This window comes from Eikenella corrodens (assembly GCF_900187105.1).
GTDB lineage: Bacteria > Pseudomonadota > Gammaproteobacteria > Burkholderiales > Neisseriaceae > Eikenella > Eikenella corrodens.
On sequence record NZ_LT906482.1, the window covers coordinates 473,247 to 490,028 of the forward strand.

Below are 16,782 nucleotides of genomic sequence, written 5' to 3' on the forward strand. Positions count from 1 at the left end.
ATCTGCGGCCGGCTAACTGCAAGGATACTGCTTAGGGTTGGCAATCGCCTCCGCCAACAAAGCCGCCTGCTTGGCGGTTTCTGCATCTGCGGAAGCGGCCAAACCCGCTATCAGGTCGCGGTTTGCCGCAAACAATTCTAAAACAGACACGTGTAAATAATGCCTGTCTAATGTTTTGCTTATTTTAAGAAACTCGTCGTCCATCCTGCCATCGAAGGCAGGATCGAACAGCTTGGCTTTAAATATGCCGTATTTCAGCGCCTTGCCCTTGGTTTCTTTAAATGCCTGAGCCTGCGGAGATTGGGCACTATAGTTGGCCGCTTCAAACAGCGTACACATTCCCTTGAGCAACCAAGCCTTATTCGGCTTCTCTTCCACCAGCAACGCCAGGCAAACCTTCAGCCCCCAAGGCGACAATTTCACCAGCCAAGCCTGCGATTCCAAGTTGTCAATCAGCCGCTCATAATCTTTTTCTACAGCCGATCCCGCCAATATATTCAAAATGTTCTGCTGCACCCCTTTGGCATGGGTTTCATAAGGCGTGCCAAACCGGCGCCACGGAAAGTTTTCCAAAAAAGTGTGCAATACCATTCGTGCTTTCCCCTTTCGGTTTGCCTGCCGGTGTGGCAGTTTCAGGTAGCCTTTCGGCTTTGGCAAAGGCTACCTGAAAACATCACAAGGCCTCAAACGCCTCAATGAACACCTGCGAGCGGTGGGCATAGCCTTTAAACATATCGAAGCTGGCGCAGGCTGGGCTGAGCAACACAATGTCGCCGGGTTCCGCCAGGCGGTAGGCAGTTTGCACGGCTTCCTGCAGGCTGGCACAATCCATCATCTCCACGCCGCAGCCGGCCAGGTCGCGGCGGATTTGCGGTGCGTCTTCGCCGATGAGCAACACAGCGCGGGCTTTGCCGGGCAGCACGTTTTTCAGCGGGGTGAAGTCCTGCCCTTTGCCCTGCCCGCCGGCAATCAGGAACAGCGGGCTTTGCAGGCCGGCGATGGCGGCTTCGGTGGCGCCCACATTGGTGCCTTTGCTGTCGTCGATAAACACCACGCCGTTTTTCTCGCCGATTTTTTCCACGCGGTGCGGCAGGCCTTTGAAGGTGCGCACATGGCGCAGCAGCTGCTCGCGCGGCAGGCCGATTGCTTCGCACAAAGCCAGTGCGGCCAGCACGTTGGCGGCGTTGTGCAGGCCTTGCAGCGGAATGTCGGCGGCGGCAATCAGCGTTTCCGCGCCGTGTTTCAGGTAGCCCGATGCGGCGTCAAACCAATAATCGGTTTCCTGCTGCAGCGAAAAGCGGCGCACTTCGCGGCCGCTGCGTTTCATGGCGCGGCACAGCGCATCGTCGGCATTGATCACCTGCACACCGCTGCCGCGGAAGATTTTATCTTTGGCGTGGGCGTAGTCGAGCAGGTCATCGTAGCGGTTGAGGTGGTCTTCGGAAATATTGAGTACGGCGGCGGCGGCGGCGTTCAAATGGTCGGTGTTTTCCAGCTGAAAGCTGGAAAGTTCGAGCACCCACACATCGGCGCTCTGCTCCTGCCGGTCTTCATAGGCTTCGAGCACGGGCGTGCCGATATTGCCGGCCACCACGGTATCCAGCCCGCATTCGCGGCACAAATGGCCGACCAGGCTGGTTACGGTGGTTTTGCCGTTGCTGCCGGTGATGGCGATGATTTTGTTGCGCTTGCCGGAAAGCTCGTGCGCCAAGATTTCCACATCGCCCAGCACACGGCCGCCGGCCTGTTTGAAGGCTTCGATTTCGGGCGTGCGCTCGCTGACGCCGGGGCTAAGGGCAAGAATGTCGAAACCTTCGGCCAATGCGTTTTTCAGGTAGCCTGTGTGGCAGGCCAGGCCGGGGAAACGCTGTTGCAGTTCGGCCTGTTTGGCGGCGGGGAAGTCGGCATCATAAGCGGCTACCGCCGCGCCTTGGCGGCTCAGGAAATCCAACATGGAAATGCCGCTGCCGCCCATCCCGGCCACGAGGATTTTTTGGTTTTGCCATTCGCTTTTCATTCTTTTCTCCATGCCGCCCGGTTTGCTTTCAGGCGGCTGCTTTTTCAGTTTTTCACTCCGTTTATTTTGACTGCGTTGCAGCCTGCGTTTTCAGGTAGCCTTTACTGTGCGGCTGTATTAAGCCAGCAGTTTCATCAGCAGCAGCCACGGCAGCATAATCCCGCCGATGCATACCATCAGCCACAAAATCAAACTGTCTGCCATCTGCCGCAGCATGGCGAAATAGCCCCATGAATACAGGCCCCAAATCACAGCGGAAATAGCTGCCGCAATCAGGGGGCCGCCAAACAGGCCGAATAAAAAAGTTACAACGGCAAAAGCCAGCGCCCATTGCCAGGCATAGGAGTCCTCAGCGAAATCCTGCATTTTGGCAAAGGCCAGCAAAATCAACATGTGTAGCAGCATAACCTAGGTTCTTTAAATTGGGTTGCAATGGGTTTTGGCTTCATAGCAGCCTACCGTATCTGCTTTCAGGTAGCCTCTCTTTAACAGATTAGGCTACCTGAAAACCGTTTAACGAATTTTCAATGTACTCAAGCCCACCAGCACCAGCACGATGGTGATGATCCAAAAGCGCACCACCACCTGCGTTTCCTTCCAGCCCTTCTGCTCGAAATGGTGGTGAATCGGCGCCATCAGGAAGATGCGTTTTTTGGTTTTCTTATACCAGCCCACCTGCAGCATCACCGACAAAGCTTCCACCACAAACAGCCCGCCCATAATCACCAACACAAATTCCTGCCGCACAATTACCGCCACCGTGCCCAGCGCCGCGCCCAGCGCCAATGCGCCCACGTCGCCCATAAACACCTGCGCCGGTGCCGCGTTGAACCACAAAAAGCCCAAGCACGCGCCGCACATGGCCGCGCAGAACACCATCACCTCGTTCGCCCCTGGCACGAAGGGCAACTGCAGATAGCGTGCAAACTGCCAGTGCCCGGTGGCATAGGCAAACACCGCCATCCCCCCGGCCACCAACACCACCGGGAAAGCCGCCAAGCCGTCCAAGCCGTCGGTCAGGTTTACCGCATTGGACGTGCCGACAATGGTGAAATACGACAGCACCACAAAGCCCACCACGCCCAAAGGCAGCGCCACCTGCTTAAAAAACGGCACGATTAAAATATTGTTTGCCGAATTGCTCGCCACATAAAACAGCAGCAGGCCGGCCGCCAGCGCCACGCTGCTCTGCCACACCATCTTAAATTTGGCCGACACGCCGTGCGGATCTTTATACACTACCTTGCGCCAGTCGTCGTAGAAGCCCAGCGCGCCCGTGCCCAGCAGCACGCCGAGCAGAATCCAGATATACGGGTGCGATACATTGCCCCACAACAGCGTGGACACCGTAATCGACACCAAAATCAGCACCCCGCCCATGGTGGGCGTGCCTGCCTTGGCCAAATGGGTTTTCGGCCCGTCGCTGCGGATGGCCTGGCCGGCTTTAAGTTCGGTGAGCTTGCGGATAGTCCACGGCCCCAGCATCAGGCTGAACGCCAAAGCCGTAAGCGCCGCCATCACTGCGCGGAAAGTGGTGTATTGGAAAATGTTCAGCGCCGAAATCCAGTTGCTGAGTTTGGCCAACCATAAAAGCATAAAACTTCCTTAAATCATTTCTCGTAAGTTCAATTTAAACCGATATTGCATTGTCTCTCCGTACTGTACTACTTTGCATTATCTGCGGCTCGCTGCCTTGTTCTGATTTAAATTGAATTCGCTTAATTAACCTAGGCAGCCGGAAATAGAAAAGGCTACCTGAAACATAATTATCTGTATTGCACCACTGTAAAATGGGCAAATGTGGCATTATAAACTAAGCCGCTACCCAAGAGAGGCTACCTGAAAACCGAAATTCCCACTGCCATGCGAGGCACAAACTATGCAAACCATGCACTCCCACAGCGCACGCTGCCGCATCCGATTTATGGATCTACCAGCCCATGCGGGCAGAAACAGCACCCCTTGCTTATTTATCCACGGCCTAGGCTGCGCTGCCAGCTACGAGTACCCCCGCATCGCTGCCAGCCCGGCCTTGGCAGGCCGCCGCACTATCCTGCTTGACTTGGCAGGTCACGGCTACAGCGAACGCCCACAGGATTTCTCCTATTCCACCAGCGCGCAAGCCGCAATCGTATCCGAACTGGCCAACCATCTTAACTTGCCGCACTTCTATCTCTATGGGCACAGCATGGGTGGCAGCATCGCTATTGAAGCCGCCGAACAGCTCGGCAGCCGCGTGCGCGGACTCATGGTAAGCGAATGCAACCTGATTACTGGCGGCGGTATATTCAGCCGCAACATTACCGCACAGGATGAAGCGTATTTCATCCACAATGGCTATGCCGAATTGCTAAATAACGAACTCTCGCCGTGGGCAGGCAGCCTACAAAGTGTTGCCCCGTGGGCATTGTGGCGTAGTGCATATCATTTAGTGAACGGTATATCGCCCGATTGGCTGTACCGCCTCTCCTCCCTGCCCCAACGCAAAATTTATTTAGTTGGAGATCGTTCCCTGCCCAACACAGACTACGACCTTATCCTTCAATACGGTATTCCCTGCGCCGTGATTGCCGATGCCGGGCACTCGATGTCTTGGGAAAATCCGGAAGGCTTGGCTACCGCTTTGGCAGAATTTATGTGCGCTTGAGCTTGGGTTACCAACATGGCTGTTTGTGTTTCAGCCCACTTTGAACCAGTAAGGCTACCTGAAAGTAAACGAAGCCGAATTTGTCCAAACCGCTCAAACCTCTTCCCACCACAATTCAGTTTCCGTATCCACATCAAACACCTGCCCGATTAGCGGCGTGAGCACCGGCAGGCCGCGCTCGATGGCCAGCGGGATGCTGCGGCGCACGGGTTCGTCCCAATCGTGCATGGCCAGGCTGAAGGCGCCCCAGTGAATCGGCATCATGCGGCGCGCGCCCACGTCGATGGCGGCCTGCACGGTTTGCCCGGGGAACATGTGGTTGTCTGGCCAGCGGCGGTCGTATTGGCCGTTTTCCATAAAGGCCAGGTCGAAGCCGCCGAAGTGCCGGCCGATGTCGGCGAAGTGGCTGCCGTAGGACGAATCGCCGCTGAAATAAAACCGCTGCCCGCCGCCTTCGACGGCCCAGCCCGCCCACAGCATACGGTTGTGGTCGGCCAGGTTGCGCGAGCTGTCGTGGCGGGCGGGAGTGGCGGTGAATGTTACGCCGCCGACGGTATGGCTCTGATACCAATCCGCCGCCGAAATGTTTTCCGCCTTCACGCCCCAGCGGCGCAGCAGCACTTCCATGCCCAGCGGCACCAGGAAATGCACCCCGCTGTCTGCCACGCTGCGTACGAAGGATTCCTCCAAGTGGTCGTAGTGGTTGTGGCTGTAGAGGATGATGTCGAGCGGCGGCAGTTCGTGCGGCGCGGCGGGCGGCGGCTGGAAGCGGCGAAACATTTTGTTGTTCGGTGCGGCGCTCATGCCGAACACGGGGTCGGTGATGATGTTCAACCCGGCCACACGCATCAGCAGGGTGGAATGGCCGAACCAGACAAACCGTGCCTTTTGTTCATTTTCAGGTAGCCCTTCCTGCCGCATGAAGGCAGCAAAATCAGGCTTCTCAAACGGCAGCGGCTGCGCGGGAAAGCGGCCTTGCCAACTGAGCATTTTGAACGCTCCGCCAAAATCCAGCGGCTGCAATCGGCGTTTGGGCTCCGGGTTGAAAAAACGGCGGCGGATCGGGTCGTAGTGGTTGCTGGCCGGATAGAGCGGATAACCGCCGTGCGGCCTACGCTTCATGGCCCTGCAAGGCGGCCACCACCTCTTCCATCTGCATAAAACGCGAACCCTTTACCAACACCGAAGCCTGCTCCGGCAATTCGTGCACCAGCACCTGCTGCAACGGGTCTTTGGCAGCAAACCACAGCCCGGCCACACCGAAAGCTTCGGCGGCTTCCACGCTGAAATCGCCTACAAAATAAGCGGCTTCGATGCCCTTATCCCGCGCATAGCGGCCGATTTCGGCATGCAGGGCGGGAGCCTCGTCGTCGCCCAATTCGCCCATATCGCCCATCACGAAAATACGCGGCGCCGGCAGCTCGACCAACACATCCAGCGCAGCCTTCATGCTGTCGGGGTTGGCGTTGTAGGTGTCGTCGATAATCGTGCTGCCGCGCAGGCCGGCCTTGCGTTGCAAACGGCCTTTGATATTGGCAAACCCGGCCAGCGCGGTGGCGCTTTCAGATAGCCCCACGCCGGCCTGCAAAGCCAGCGCGGCCGCAGCCACGGCATTGGCCACGTTGTGTTTGCCCGGCACCGGCAGTTCTACCGCCGCGCGTTGGTCTTGCCACACCAAATCGAAGCGGCAGCCCAAGGGCAGCAGCCGGACGTTTTCGGCATGCACTTCGCCCTTGTCCACACCGAATTCGATTTGGCGCAAATTCAGGGCGCGGCAGGCGGCGCGGAACACTTCGGCGTATTCGTCTTCCGCCGGAATCAGCGCCGTGCCGCTTTCAGGTAGCCCGCGATAGATTTCGCTTTTGGCACGGGCAATATCGCCCACGCCGTCGAAACCGCAGCCGATATGCGCGCGCAGGGCATTATTAACCAGCGCGGCATCAGGGCAGGCGATGCGGGTGAGCGCGTCGAGCTCGCCAAAGTGGTTCATGCCCATTTCGATAACGGCATAGCGCTGCTGCGGCCGCAGGGCAAGCAGAGTGAGCGGCAGGCCGATGTGGTTGTTGAAATTACCGGCGGTAGCCAGTACGGCCGCTTCACCGAATTGGCGGCGCAGAATGGCGGCCAGCATCTCCTTCACCGTGGTTTTGCCGGAAGAACCGGTAATGCCGAGCACCATCGGGTTCACCGCTTCGCGCCAAGCGGCAGCCAGGGTTTGCAGCGCCGCCAGCGTGTCGGCCACCGGCAGGCTGCCTGAAAGCGCGATGCAGTCTTGGCGCGATACCAGCGCCAAAGCGCCCTGCGCCAACACGGCAGGCACAAAATCGTGGGCGTCGTGTTTATCGCCCACCAAAGCGACAAACAAATCCGTGCCGCGCTCGTCGGCAGCGGCGGCTTGGCGGCTGTCGGTGATGACGCGGCGGATAGGGAGGTTGTGCTGCGGCGCGGGCAGGTTCAGGGCGCGGCAGACAAAAGCTAAATCGAGTGTGGGCATGGGGAATTCCATTGAAAATATTACGGGGCGGCAGACTACCTGAAAAAGTATTAACGCTTTCAGGTAGCCTGTATCAAGCTCAAAAGGCTACCTGAACGCACGGGCTCAACCAAATTCAAACCTTTCAGCCAGCCTCATCCAACGCGGCTTCGGCTATTTCAAAATCGGAGAAATGGTGTTTTTCGCCCTGTACGTCTTGATAGGTTTCGTGGCCTTTGCCGGCAATCAGCACGATATCCTGCGGCGCGGCGCGGCGGATGGCAGTTTGGATGGCCACTCGGCGGTCGGCCTCCACCAGCGCGGGCTGCGGCACGGCAGGCAGGATGTCGGCGATGATGTCTTGCGGCTCTTCCATGCGCGGATTATCGCTGGTAATCACCACTTTATCCGCGCCCTGCACGGCGGCGCTGCCCATCAGCGGGCGTTTGCCGCGGTCGCGGTTGCCGCCGCAGCCGAACACGCACCAAAGGCTCGCGCCCTGCGGTTTGATTTCGCGCAGGGTGGCCAGCGCTTTTTCCAGCGCGTCAGGGGTGTGGGCATAGTCCACCACCACCAGCGGGCGGCCTGCGCGGCTGATGCAGTCCATGCGGCCGGTGGCGGGGCGGATTTGCGCGAGCACGCGCAATACGTCAGGTAGCGAATAGCCTTCGGCGCACAAAAGCCCGACGCAGGCGGCGAGGTTTTGCGCATTGAACCGCCCTAAGAGCCGACTGTGGATTTCACCGCTGCCCCAAGGCGTATCAAAGGCTACCTGCATGCTTTGGTCGGAAGCGGCAAAGCGGGTAATGCGGATATCGGCTTGTTCATTGAAGCCGTAGCCGTACACGTTCAGATTTGGGCGGTCGGCACGCAGCCCGGCGGCCAGCTCGCGGCCGAATTCGTCATCCGTATTGATGATGGCGTGTTGAAGACTCTGCCAATAGAACAGTTTGGCCTTGCTGGCGCCATAGGCGGCCATGCTGCCGTGGTAATCGAGGTGGTCGCGGGTGAGGTTGGTGAAGATGGCGGAGGAGAAGGGCGTGCCGACCACGCGGTTTTGGTCGAGGCCGTGGCTGGATACTTCCATCGCCACGGCTTTCGCACCCTGCTGTTTGAATTGGTGCAGCAGGGTTTGCACGCGCACAGGATTGGGCGTGGTGTGGGTGGTTTCTTCGAGCCGCCCCCAGAAGCCGTTGCCCACCGTGCCGATGATGGCGCAGGGCGTATCGAGCAAATCGGCGGCTTGGGCAAGCCATTGCGAAATCGAGGTTTTACCGTTGGTGCCGGTTACTCCCCAGCACGAAAGGCTACCTGAAAAATTGCCGTAGAGCTTGGCTGCCAGCAGGCCGGCGTTTTGTTTCAGGTGCGGCACGCCGAGATTGGCGATTTGCCACTCCGGCCGCCAGGCGAAACCGTCGCCGCTGTCCCAAAATACCATCGCCGCGCCGTTGGCAATCGCGGCGGGAATATAGTTGCGGCCGTCGGCATATTCGCCCTGGCAGGCCACGAACACATCGCCCGGCTGCACCAGGCGGCTGTCCATACGCAAAATGCACCCCGCCGCCACATTGGGCGGCAGGGTGCAGTTGTCGGGCAAGTCAAACTGTTTGTCCTTCAAGCAATACATGGTCGGCTCCAAGCACCGATTTATTTGGCAGCGACTTGCTGCACAGGTTTGGTGGGCGTTACGCCCAGAATATTCAGCGAACCGGCCATGATGTCTTTAAACACCGGCCCGGCCACCAGGCCGCCGTAATAGCCGTTTTGGGTAGGCTCGTCGATGTTCACCGCCACAATCACGCGCGGATGCTCGGCAGGGGCGAAACCGATGAAGGTGGCCATGTGCTTGTTGTCGGCATAGCGACCACCCACCAGCTTGCGTGCAGTACCGGTTTTCGCGCCCACGTTGAAGCCAGGTACAGCGCCCTGCGTGCCGGTACCGCCGGGCTCGGTAACGGATACCATCATGCGGCGGATGGCGCGTGCGGTTTCAGGCTTGATTACCTGCTCGCCCTGCGGTGCAGTGCTCTGGCGCAGGAAGCTCACCGGCAAAAGTTTGCCGTCGCTGGTGAAGATGGTGTAGCTGTGTGCCAGCTGCAGCAGGCTCATCTGCAGGCCGTAGCCGAACGACATGGTGGCCTGTTCGATGGGCCGCCAGTTGCGCCAGTCGCGCACCAGGCCGGGTGATTCGCCGGGGAAACCGGAGTGCATGCGGCGGCCGAAACCGACTGATTTATAAAAATCGTGCATCTCTTCTGGCTTAAACATGGCCGAAAGCTTGCTCACGCCCACGTTAGAAGATTTCTGCATGATGCCGCGCAGGGTGAGCGAAGGGTAGTTGTGCGTATCGCGCACGGTAGCCGGGCCGATATTATAAGTATTGGTGTTGAACACCATATTCTCGTTCACTTTGCCCGAATCCAAGGCTTTGGCAATCGGGAAAGGTTTCATGGCCGAGCCGGGCTCGATCATATCGGTCACCGCACGGTTGCGGCGCAGGGCGATTTCGGTGCCGCCGGGCTGGTTCGGATCAAAATCCGGCAGGTTTACCAAAGCAAGGATTTCGCCGGTTTGCGCATCCAACACCACTGCGGTGCCGGCTTTGGCCTGATGGTAGTCAATAGCCTGCGCCAATTTATCGTGCGCCAGCGATTGAATACGCTGATCCAGCGAGAGCACCATATTGCGCCCATCCACTGCATCGCGGTTGCGCGGCGAATCCAATTGATCTACATAATTGCCTTTATTGTCGCGCAGCACCACGCGTGCGCCGTCTTGGCCGCGCAGGTCGTCTTCACGCGAGAGCTCCAAACCTTCTTGGCCTTTGCCGTCGATATTGGTAAAGCCGATAACGTGTGAGAACAAATTGCCCATCGGATATTGCCGTTTGGGCTCAGTTTGGAAGGCCAAACCCTCAATTTTCAAAGCACGTACTTTGGCAGCGGTTTCCGCGCTCATCTGCCGTTTCAAAAACACGAAATCGCTATTGGTACGCGCCAAACGGTCAGCAATGGTTTCCACCGGCACTTCGATGATTTCAGAAAGCTGCTCCAGCTGCTCTTGGCTGGGCATTTTTTCCATGGCAGAAGGGATGGCATACAGCGAATCGGTGGGCGCGCTCAAGGCCAGCACCGCACCGTTGCGGTCGGTAATCGTGCCGCGGTTGGCCTGCTGCACCAAAGTGCGCACAAAACGCTTGTTACCCTCGGTTTGCAGGCGGTCTTGCTCCACCGTATGCAAATGTACGCTCCAGCCCGCCGCTGAGGCGAAAGCCAAAGCAAAAACCAGCAAAACAAAGGCAATCCGGCCATTGGTGCTAACCGGCTTCTTCTGTTTAACTGGCTTCTGCCGCATCTGCGGCTTGTAATCGCTTTTAATCAGCATGGTATTTACTCTCTACGCTGCCACCCACACGGCAGCAAAACTGCTTTTTAATATTATTCAACTACTTTATTAGCTTCATTCGCCTTTTAATATTGCAGACGCACGATTTTGGTGTTCTGTATGGTGGGCGGCTGCAACTGTTGTTGCTCGGCCGCCGCCTTGATGAAACCGTGGTTGGCCAGCTTGGCTTGCTGCCACTGCAAGCGGCGGTATTCCTCTTCCAAATCTGCCTGCCGCTGGTGCTCTTTTTCCAGCACAATAAACGATTCGCGCGAGCTGTCCTGCACCGACACCACGCCCAATGCGGAGAGCACCGTCAACACAAAAAGTACGATATTCAGCTTATTCATCTGCAAACTCTCCCGCCGTCCGCTCGGCCACGCGCAACACGGCGGAGCGTGCGCGCGGATTGGCCGCGGTTTCTGCTGCCGAAGCCCGCTGCGCCTTGCCGATTTCCCGCAAGGGCGGCTCGGGGCGCTCGCTTTCGCGCACCATCACCCACTTGGGCAGCGGCGTGGGGCGGCTGTGGCGGCGGATAAACTGTTTCACTATCCGGTCTTCCAGCGAATGGAAGGCAATCACGGCCAAACGTCCGCCGGTTTTCAGGTAGCCTGCAGCCTGCGGCAGTACCGCGCTTATTTCTTCAAGCTCACGGTTGATGAAAATCCGAATGGCTTGAAACGTCCGCGTCGCCGGGTCTTGGCCGCGTTCGCGAGTACGGACGGCTTGTGCCGCCAACTGCGCCAGCTGGCCGGTTGTAAGGATGGGGCGCTCTTGCCGCTGCTGCACAATGGCGCGCGCAATCTGGCTGTTAAACCGCTCTTCACCATAATCTCTGATTACCTCGCGAATCTCTTCTTCACCAGCCTCGGCCAGCCATTGCGCGGCGGTTTGGCCACGTGTGGTATCCATCCGCATATCCAGCGGCGCATCGTAGCGGAAGCTGAAGCCGCGTTCGGCATCGTCGATCTGCGGCGAAGACACGCCCAAATCAAACAGCGCACCGTCCACCGCCTCAATGCCCAATCCTTTTAAGGCTACCTGAAAGCCGGAAAACCCGCCGTGCACCACTTGCACGCGCTTGTCGACTTCCGCCAGCTGCCGTGCCACGGCAATGGCCTGCGGATCTTTATCAAACACCACCAATCGGCCGTTTGCACCCAGCTTCGACAGAATCAGGCGGGAATGCCCGCCGCGGCCGAAAGTGCCGTCCACATACACGCCGCCCGGCTTTACCTCCAAAGCATCCACCGCCTCATGCAAAAGCACGGTAACGTGCGCCAATTCCTGCGCGCTCATAGGCGGAACCCGGCTTTATCGAGCTGTTCGGCCAATTCGTCTGGATCCATATCCAGCACTGCGTTCATATTGGCTTCCCAACGTTCGCGGTTCCACAGCTCCAGCCGGTCGGCACGCCCCACCAGCGTTACTTCTTTATCAAACTGCACGCGGCGGCGCAGGCTCGGCGGCAGCAAAATTCTGCCCGAAGCATCCAAATCCAGCGTTTCAGCGTGGTTCAGCATCAAATCGCGGAACATCCTGGCCGCCGGATTGCCCGACACATTCATCGCCTGCAAATTTTCCGCCGTTTTCTGCCACTCCGCTTCCGGATACATCACCAGATGCGTGCGCGCCTCCACGGTAACCACCAAAGACGGCGTGTAGTGGCGCACAAGCAAGTCGCGGAACTTGGCCGGAATCGCCAAGCGCCCCTTGCTGTCGATGCTCAATTCATGTACGCCGCCAAACACTTTTTCCCACCTTCGGTTGATTTTTGGAACTGAAAAGGCACTTCGCCCCACAATTCCCCACGAAGCGACACTATACGGCAAAGCAGCGGCATCGGTCAATTGCAAACACAGTAAAAATCCACGATTAACAAACTGTTTTTACATAAGATAGTTAGCCTCAATCATCACGCTTGCCGTTTTCCGCGCAGCCCTGATTTTGCCTCCCGGCAGCAAGCCTTTATAATTGCGCACGTTTTCCAGATTATTCGCATAATTGCTCTATGAACCGCCCTACCCTGCCCGCCCCCGGCCCCGAAGCTCTGGCCGCCTCACAGGCACTGTGTGGCCTGATACAACAACGCATTCAGGCCAACCACGGCTTCCTGCCCTTTGCCGACTTCATGCAGCTCGCGCTCTACCAGCCGCAATATGGCTACTACACCGGTGGTGCACACAAAATCGGCGCGGCTGGCGACTTCATCACCGCCCCCGCGCTCACCCCGCTGTTCGGGCAAACCCTCGCCATCCAGCTGCAATCCCTGCTGCCGCAAACCGCCGGCAATATCTACGAATTCGGCGCAGGCACCGGCGAACTGGCTGCCCAGCTGATCGGCAAGCTTTCAGGTAGCCTCCGGCACTACTACATCATTGAAGTCTCCCCCGACCTAGCCGAACGCCAACGCCGCCACCTTGCCGCCGCCCTGCCCCAACACCAGCACCAAATCACGTGGCTCACCGAACTACCTGCCGAATTCGACGGCATCGTCATCGGCAACGAAGTGCTCGATGCCATGCCCTGCGATATCGTGCGCTATCAAAGCGGCCAATGGCAGCTGATGGGCGTAGGGCTGGATGCAAACCAACAATTCCAATGGCAAAGCGCCCCCCTGCCGGCCGAACTGCTGCCAGCCGCCCAAGCGCTGCTGCCCGCCATCGACGGCTACACCAGCGAACTGCACCTGCGCCAGCAAGCCTTTATCCGCACCCTCGCCCAGCGCCTCACGCGCGGCGCCCTGCTCTTTATCGACTACGGCTTCGACGCCGCCCAGTATTACCACCCCCAGCGCAGCGGCGGCACCCTCATCGGCCACTACCGCCACCACGCCGTACACAACCCCTTCGAACACGTCGGCCTCACCGACCTTACCTGCCATGTAAATTTCACCGCCATCGCCGAAGCCGCCTGCCAAGCCGGGCTCGACCTCATCGGCTACACCACCCAGGCCGCTTTCCTGCTCAACCTCGGCCTCACCGACCTGCTGGCCGCCCAAGGCGAACCGGAAAGCCAAGCCTACATCCGCGCTGCTACTGCCTGCCAAACCCTCCTCGCCCCGCAAGAAATGGGCGAACTCTTCAAAGTTATCGCCTTCGGCCGCAATATCGATCCCGACTGGCCAGGCTTCGCCCTCGGCGATTTGTGCCACAAGCTGTAACCGCCAACTGCCGGTTTGAAGCCGACACTTTCAGGTAGCCCCAGCCCGCGCCTTCCAATAACAAAACGCTTGCAGAATCATGCTCCGCAAGCGTTTTGTTTGCTTTGATGGTATTACCGAAAGCCTGAAGTCTACCTGAAGGCTGCACGGCGGGCATTTATGTCCACTTAGGTTTTCAGGTAGCCTCTGCCTATGTTGAGGCTACCTGAAAATCAAAATATCGGCTGCAACAATCCAACCCACAGCAACTGCCCCGCCTTCTAAAACAAAAACAGCCAGAAACTACTTTCAGGCTGCCTCCGCATCTTATCCTTAATATTCTGTTCATTGCTCCTGTCTGCCATGTTCCCAATACAACCAAGCCAAACCAAGCGGCGCGATGATTGGGGCGCCAAACCAGCACAGAATCACGGCAAGAATCCGCACAACCGACATGATATGCGAAACAAAATAAGACCCGCGATCGCCCGAAATATAATCTGCGATAAGGTCATACACAAAATACGCATACGGATACAGCAACTGGCATGCGGTAAACGTCATCATGATCGACCAATAATTCGGATTTTCTTTACTACCGCTGAAATCGAATATGATGAAAATATAGAAAATCAGGCCGATAAGAAAGTGGCGGATATAGTATGTGGCAGACAACCCGCCAAATGTTTTTCCAATAAAAGACATATCCGGATATTAAACAGATAAAAGCAGCCATTTTATCCAAAAAGCAGCAAGTATCAAACGGGCAATATGCAGCCACGATAACCGCACCGGCAGGGCAAAAAATCAAAGATAGATAGCATTGAACACAAAACATTGCGCACCTTATTTGTTGGCGCGCATAATGATGAAGTATAGTGAATTAAATTTAAATCAGGACAAGGCGACGAGCCGCAGACAATACAATATAGTACGGCAAGGCGAGCCAACGCTGTACTGGTTTAAATTTAATTCACTATACAAGGGCTTTAGTTATATTTCCCCCTTGATAGGAGATGAAAATGTGCCGCAATTGTTCGCCATCCAACCCACTGGTCGACGGCCTGATGTTGGCTTGGACCGTCTTTGGCTTTCTATTGCTAATTGGGCTGGTGGCGATTGCCGCTATGTTGCTGTTGCAATAAGCTTTGCAGCATTGACCACGTCCGCTTCGGCGGGCGTTTTTCTTTATCTTTTTCTACCGGATAGGCAGCGCGGCAAGCTCTGTAGGCTCGGGTTAGATAACGACTCCTTAGTTATGCACCGATCGCAACAGTTCCGAGTCGTGCGGCGGCAAAAAAGGCTACCTGAAAAATGAATTTCAGGTAGCCTACTCATTTGTGGGTGTAGGGTGTGCACGGTACGCACGCACACGGCTTTGGAGTAACGGACAACGGCATGCGTGCCTGTGGCACGCACCCTACACACCGTGCAAGCTTTTCTGCAATAAAGGCTACCTGAAACTTTAGCTACGCAGAAACTTCGCTGCGCTACGTTTTCAGGTAGCCTTTTCAATCAGCCAAACAGCCGGTGTTAAAACATTGGCTTATACGTGGCCAGCCAATAAATGGTGCAGAGGCAGCCGATCGATAGGGCATAGCCGATCCACCATTTGGCCGAGCGTGGCGGGCTTTTCAGGCAAAACATGCCCACCAGCACATACAGCACCACCAAAATCAGTTTCACGCCCAGCCAATCGGCATTGCCGAAAGGCACGTAGCGGGTGATGGTCATCAGCATCATGCCGGTGAAGAGCAGCAGGGTGTCGTTGATGTGCGGCACAAAGCGCAGCACTTTGGGCACGGGGCTGCTCGGCAGGATGGTGCGCATCCAAAAGCGCAGGTTGAACAGAACCACGGTAATCACAACAAATACCAGATGGCTGTGTTTAACGATAAGGTACATGGGTGCTCCGAATGTTTTTATTGAGTGTGTGATGGGCGGCAGGCTACCTGAAAGTTGCGCGGCCGCCAATAGCCCGTTCGTGGGATATCGTGAATTTAAATAAAAATGCTGCAGTATTAGCTAGCCGCCCTGCCCTATTCCGATTTTAAGCCACGATAGTTTTCAGGTAGCCTTTTACCAATCGTGGTCGATACAGCCATGTTCGTCGGCTAGCTGGTAGGCGGCATCGAGCTGCGCCTGCATGGTGGGCGGCAGGGCGCTCCGTTCGCCGTTGCGGTAGCGTTGCCAGTAGGCCGAAAGATTGAAGCGGCAGGTTTCGGCCAGCTCGCTTTGAATCATGATGAGATGGCAGATGGTGTAGCCGAAAGCATCCTGCACATCGAAGGCCGCCAGTTCGATCACATCGCCCGGGTAGAAGGCTTGCCCCAAACCGGCGCTCACGTAGCCGTTTTGTTCGTGCACGATTTGCTTGAGCGCGGCAACGTGGCGTTCGGCCTCCATGCTGTAATCGAAGCGGCTGATGCGGTGCAGGGTATCGTCGCTGGCCTGTTGGATATAGGGAAACAGGGCGGGCGGGAAGGCGGAGGTGCTGGGTTTGCGCTTTTTAGCCATTGGTTTCAGGTAGCCTTTGGGCTGGCAGAGGCATTGTGCTTTTCAATCGCCAGTAAATAAGGCGGGCGGTTGCGGCGGTTGGTAAAGCCGTAGTGCAGCACGGCAAACTGTTGCTGCGGTAAGGCAGCCGCCCATTCGGATACGGCTTGGGCTTCGAGCGCACCCGCCTCGTGGCCGGGATAAAGCACCACGGCCAACAGCCCGCCGGGGCGCAGTATGTGCACCGCTTGCGCCAGGGCGGAAAGGGTGCTGCCGGTTTCGGTGGTGAGTGCTTTATTGCCGCCTGGCAGGTAGCCGCAGTTGAACACAATGCTGTGTACGGGTTCGTTTACATAGTGCGTCAAATCGGCGTGGCTGGCAGAAATCAGGCGCACTTGCCTTTCTTCTCTGGCTGCCTGCAACCGCGCCTGCGTGGCAGCCAAAGCCTGCGGCTGGATATCGAAGGCATACACACGCCCGCCGCTGCCCACGCATTGCGCCAAAAACAGCGTGTCGTGGCCGTTGCCGGCGGTAGCGTCCACTGCAATGCCGCCTTCAGGTGTGGCTTGGGCGAGCAGGCGGTGGGCGAAAAGAAGGATGTTGTCGAGCATAGAATAAAACGG

At 57.4% G+C, this 16,782-nt stretch carries 17 protein-coding genes and 1 pseudogene; 3 read left to right on the forward strand and 15 right to left on the reverse strand.

Annotated elements, in window-relative coordinates; translation table 11 throughout:
- Positions 1-12 precede the first annotated feature (12 nt).
- The 4 genes from CKV94_RS02380 to mraY all read right to left on the reverse strand — a co-directional run bounded on the left by CKV94_RS02380 (position 13) and on the right by mraY (position 3,613).
- The gene (locus CKV94_RS02380) at positions 13-591 is read right to left on the reverse strand and encodes a hypothetical protein (protein WP_003822460.1); all 579 of its coding nucleotides are present in this window, start codon (positions 589-591) and stop codon (positions 13-15) included.
- 82 nt (positions 592-673) lie between these two features.
- Positions 674-2,017 (reverse strand): UDP-N-acetylmuramoyl-L-alanine--D-glutamate ligase, encoded by a 1,344-nt coding sequence (gene murD, locus CKV94_RS02385; RefSeq protein ID WP_035580008.1) that lies wholly within the window; start codon positions 2,015-2,017, stop codon positions 674-676.
- Between the two features lie 117 nt (positions 2,018-2,134).
- The gene (locus CKV94_RS02390; protein ID WP_003822463.1) at positions 2,135-2,422 is read right to left on the reverse strand and encodes a hypothetical protein; all 288 of its coding nucleotides are present in this window, start codon (positions 2,420-2,422) and stop codon (positions 2,135-2,137) included.
- 108 nt (positions 2,423-2,530) lie between these two features.
- A complete protein-coding gene (mraY, locus tag CKV94_RS02395) occupies positions 2,531-3,613 on the reverse strand; it encodes a phospho-N-acetylmuramoyl-pentapeptide-transferase (protein ID WP_003822465.1) in 1,083 nt (360 codons plus the stop codon).
- Positions 3,614-3,896: 283 nt separating this feature from the next.
- Here mraY and CKV94_RS02400 point away from each other — a divergent pair, with 283 nt between their 5' ends.
- Positions 3,897-4,664 carry an alpha/beta fold hydrolase gene (locus tag CKV94_RS02400; RefSeq protein ID WP_035580011.1) on the forward strand — a complete coding sequence of 256 codons (768 nt, stop codon included), beginning with the start codon at positions 3,897-3,899 and terminating at the stop codon, positions 4,662-4,664.
- 93 nt (positions 4,665-4,757) lie between these two features.
- Here the strand turns inward: CKV94_RS02400 and CKV94_RS02405 are convergent, their stop codons facing one another.
- The 7 genes from CKV94_RS02405 to mraZ all read right to left on the reverse strand — a co-directional run bounded on the left by CKV94_RS02405 (position 4,758) and on the right by mraZ (position 12,272).
- Positions 4,758-5,786 (reverse strand): MBL fold metallo-hydrolase, encoded by a 1,029-nt coding sequence (locus CKV94_RS02405; RefSeq protein ID WP_003822468.1) that lies wholly within the window; start codon positions 5,784-5,786, stop codon positions 4,758-4,760.
- Complete coding sequence (locus CKV94_RS02410; RefSeq protein WP_035580257.1) at positions 5,776-7,158, reverse strand: UDP-N-acetylmuramoyl-tripeptide--D-alanyl-D-alanine ligase; 1,383 nt, start codon at positions 7,156-7,158, stop codon at positions 5,776-5,778. The genes CKV94_RS02405 and CKV94_RS02410 overlap by 11 nt, the downstream gene beginning before the upstream one ends.
- 124 nt (positions 7,159-7,282) lie before the next feature.
- On the reverse strand, positions 7,283-8,764 hold the full coding sequence (locus tag CKV94_RS02415; RefSeq protein WP_003822470.1) for a UDP-N-acetylmuramoyl-L-alanyl-D-glutamate--2,6-diaminopimelate ligase: 1,482 nt from the start codon (positions 8,762-8,764) through the stop codon (positions 7,283-7,285).
- Between the two features lie 20 nt (positions 8,765-8,784).
- The gene (locus CKV94_RS02420; RefSeq protein ID WP_003822473.1) at positions 8,785-10,521 is read right to left on the reverse strand and encodes a peptidoglycan D,D-transpeptidase FtsI family protein; all 1,737 of its coding nucleotides are present in this window, start codon (positions 10,519-10,521) and stop codon (positions 8,785-8,787) included.
- Between the two features lie 86 nt (positions 10,522-10,607).
- Complete coding sequence (gene ftsL, locus CKV94_RS02425) at positions 10,608-10,871, reverse strand: cell division protein FtsL (protein ID WP_003822475.1); 264 nt, start codon at positions 10,869-10,871, stop codon at positions 10,608-10,610.
- Positions 10,864-11,820 (reverse strand): 16S rRNA (cytosine(1402)-N(4))-methyltransferase RsmH, encoded by a 957-nt coding sequence (rsmH, locus tag CKV94_RS02430; protein WP_003822476.1) that lies wholly within the window; start codon positions 11,818-11,820, stop codon positions 10,864-10,866. Before rsmH ends, ftsL begins: the two co-directional genes overlap by 8 nt.
- Positions 11,817-12,272, reverse strand: a complete 456-nt coding sequence (mraZ, locus tag CKV94_RS02435; RefSeq protein WP_003822477.1) for a division/cell wall cluster transcriptional repressor MraZ — start codon at positions 12,270-12,272, stop codon at positions 11,817-11,819. Before mraZ ends, rsmH begins: the two co-directional genes overlap by 4 nt.
- A gap of 260 nt (positions 12,273-12,532) precedes the next feature.
- Here mraZ and CKV94_RS02440 point away from each other — a divergent pair, with 260 nt between their 5' ends.
- The gene (locus CKV94_RS02440; RefSeq protein WP_003822478.1) at positions 12,533-13,684 is read left to right on the forward strand and encodes a class I SAM-dependent methyltransferase; all 1,152 of its coding nucleotides are present in this window, start codon (positions 12,533-12,535) and stop codon (positions 13,682-13,684) included.
- 324 nt (positions 13,685-14,008) lie between these two features.
- On the opposite strand, the gene CKV94_RS02445 is transcribed toward CKV94_RS02440, so the two are convergent.
- Positions 14,009-14,368 carry a hypothetical protein gene (locus CKV94_RS02445; protein ID WP_003822480.1) on the reverse strand — a complete coding sequence of 120 codons (360 nt, stop codon included), beginning with the start codon at positions 14,366-14,368 and terminating at the stop codon, positions 14,009-14,011.
- Between the two features lie 166 nt (positions 14,369-14,534).
- Here CKV94_RS02445 and CKV94_RS11065 point away from each other — a divergent pair.
- A pseudogene (locus CKV94_RS11065) lies at positions 14,535-14,645 on the forward strand (IS5/IS1182 family transposase); the annotation flags it as partial.
- Positions 14,646-15,196: 551 nt separating this feature from the next.
- Here CKV94_RS11065 and CKV94_RS02455 read toward each other — a convergent pair.
- From CKV94_RS02455 to CKV94_RS02465, 3 genes are all read right to left on the reverse strand, one after another.
- Positions 15,197-15,568, reverse strand: a complete 372-nt coding sequence (locus CKV94_RS02455) for a SirB2 family protein (protein ID WP_003822485.1) — start codon at positions 15,566-15,568, stop codon at positions 15,197-15,199.
- Between the two features lie 174 nt (positions 15,569-15,742).
- Positions 15,743-16,180: a hypothetical protein gene (locus CKV94_RS02460; protein WP_003822487.1), complete on the reverse strand. Its 438-nt coding sequence runs from the start codon at positions 16,178-16,180 to the stop codon at positions 15,743-15,745.
- A gap of 5 nt (positions 16,181-16,185) precedes the next feature.
- Positions 16,186-16,770, reverse strand: coding sequence for a tRNA (mnm(5)s(2)U34)-methyltransferase (locus tag CKV94_RS02465; protein ID WP_035580014.1), 585 nt, complete (start codon positions 16,768-16,770; stop codon positions 16,186-16,188).
- Between the last annotated feature and the right edge of the window lie 12 nt (positions 16,771-16,782).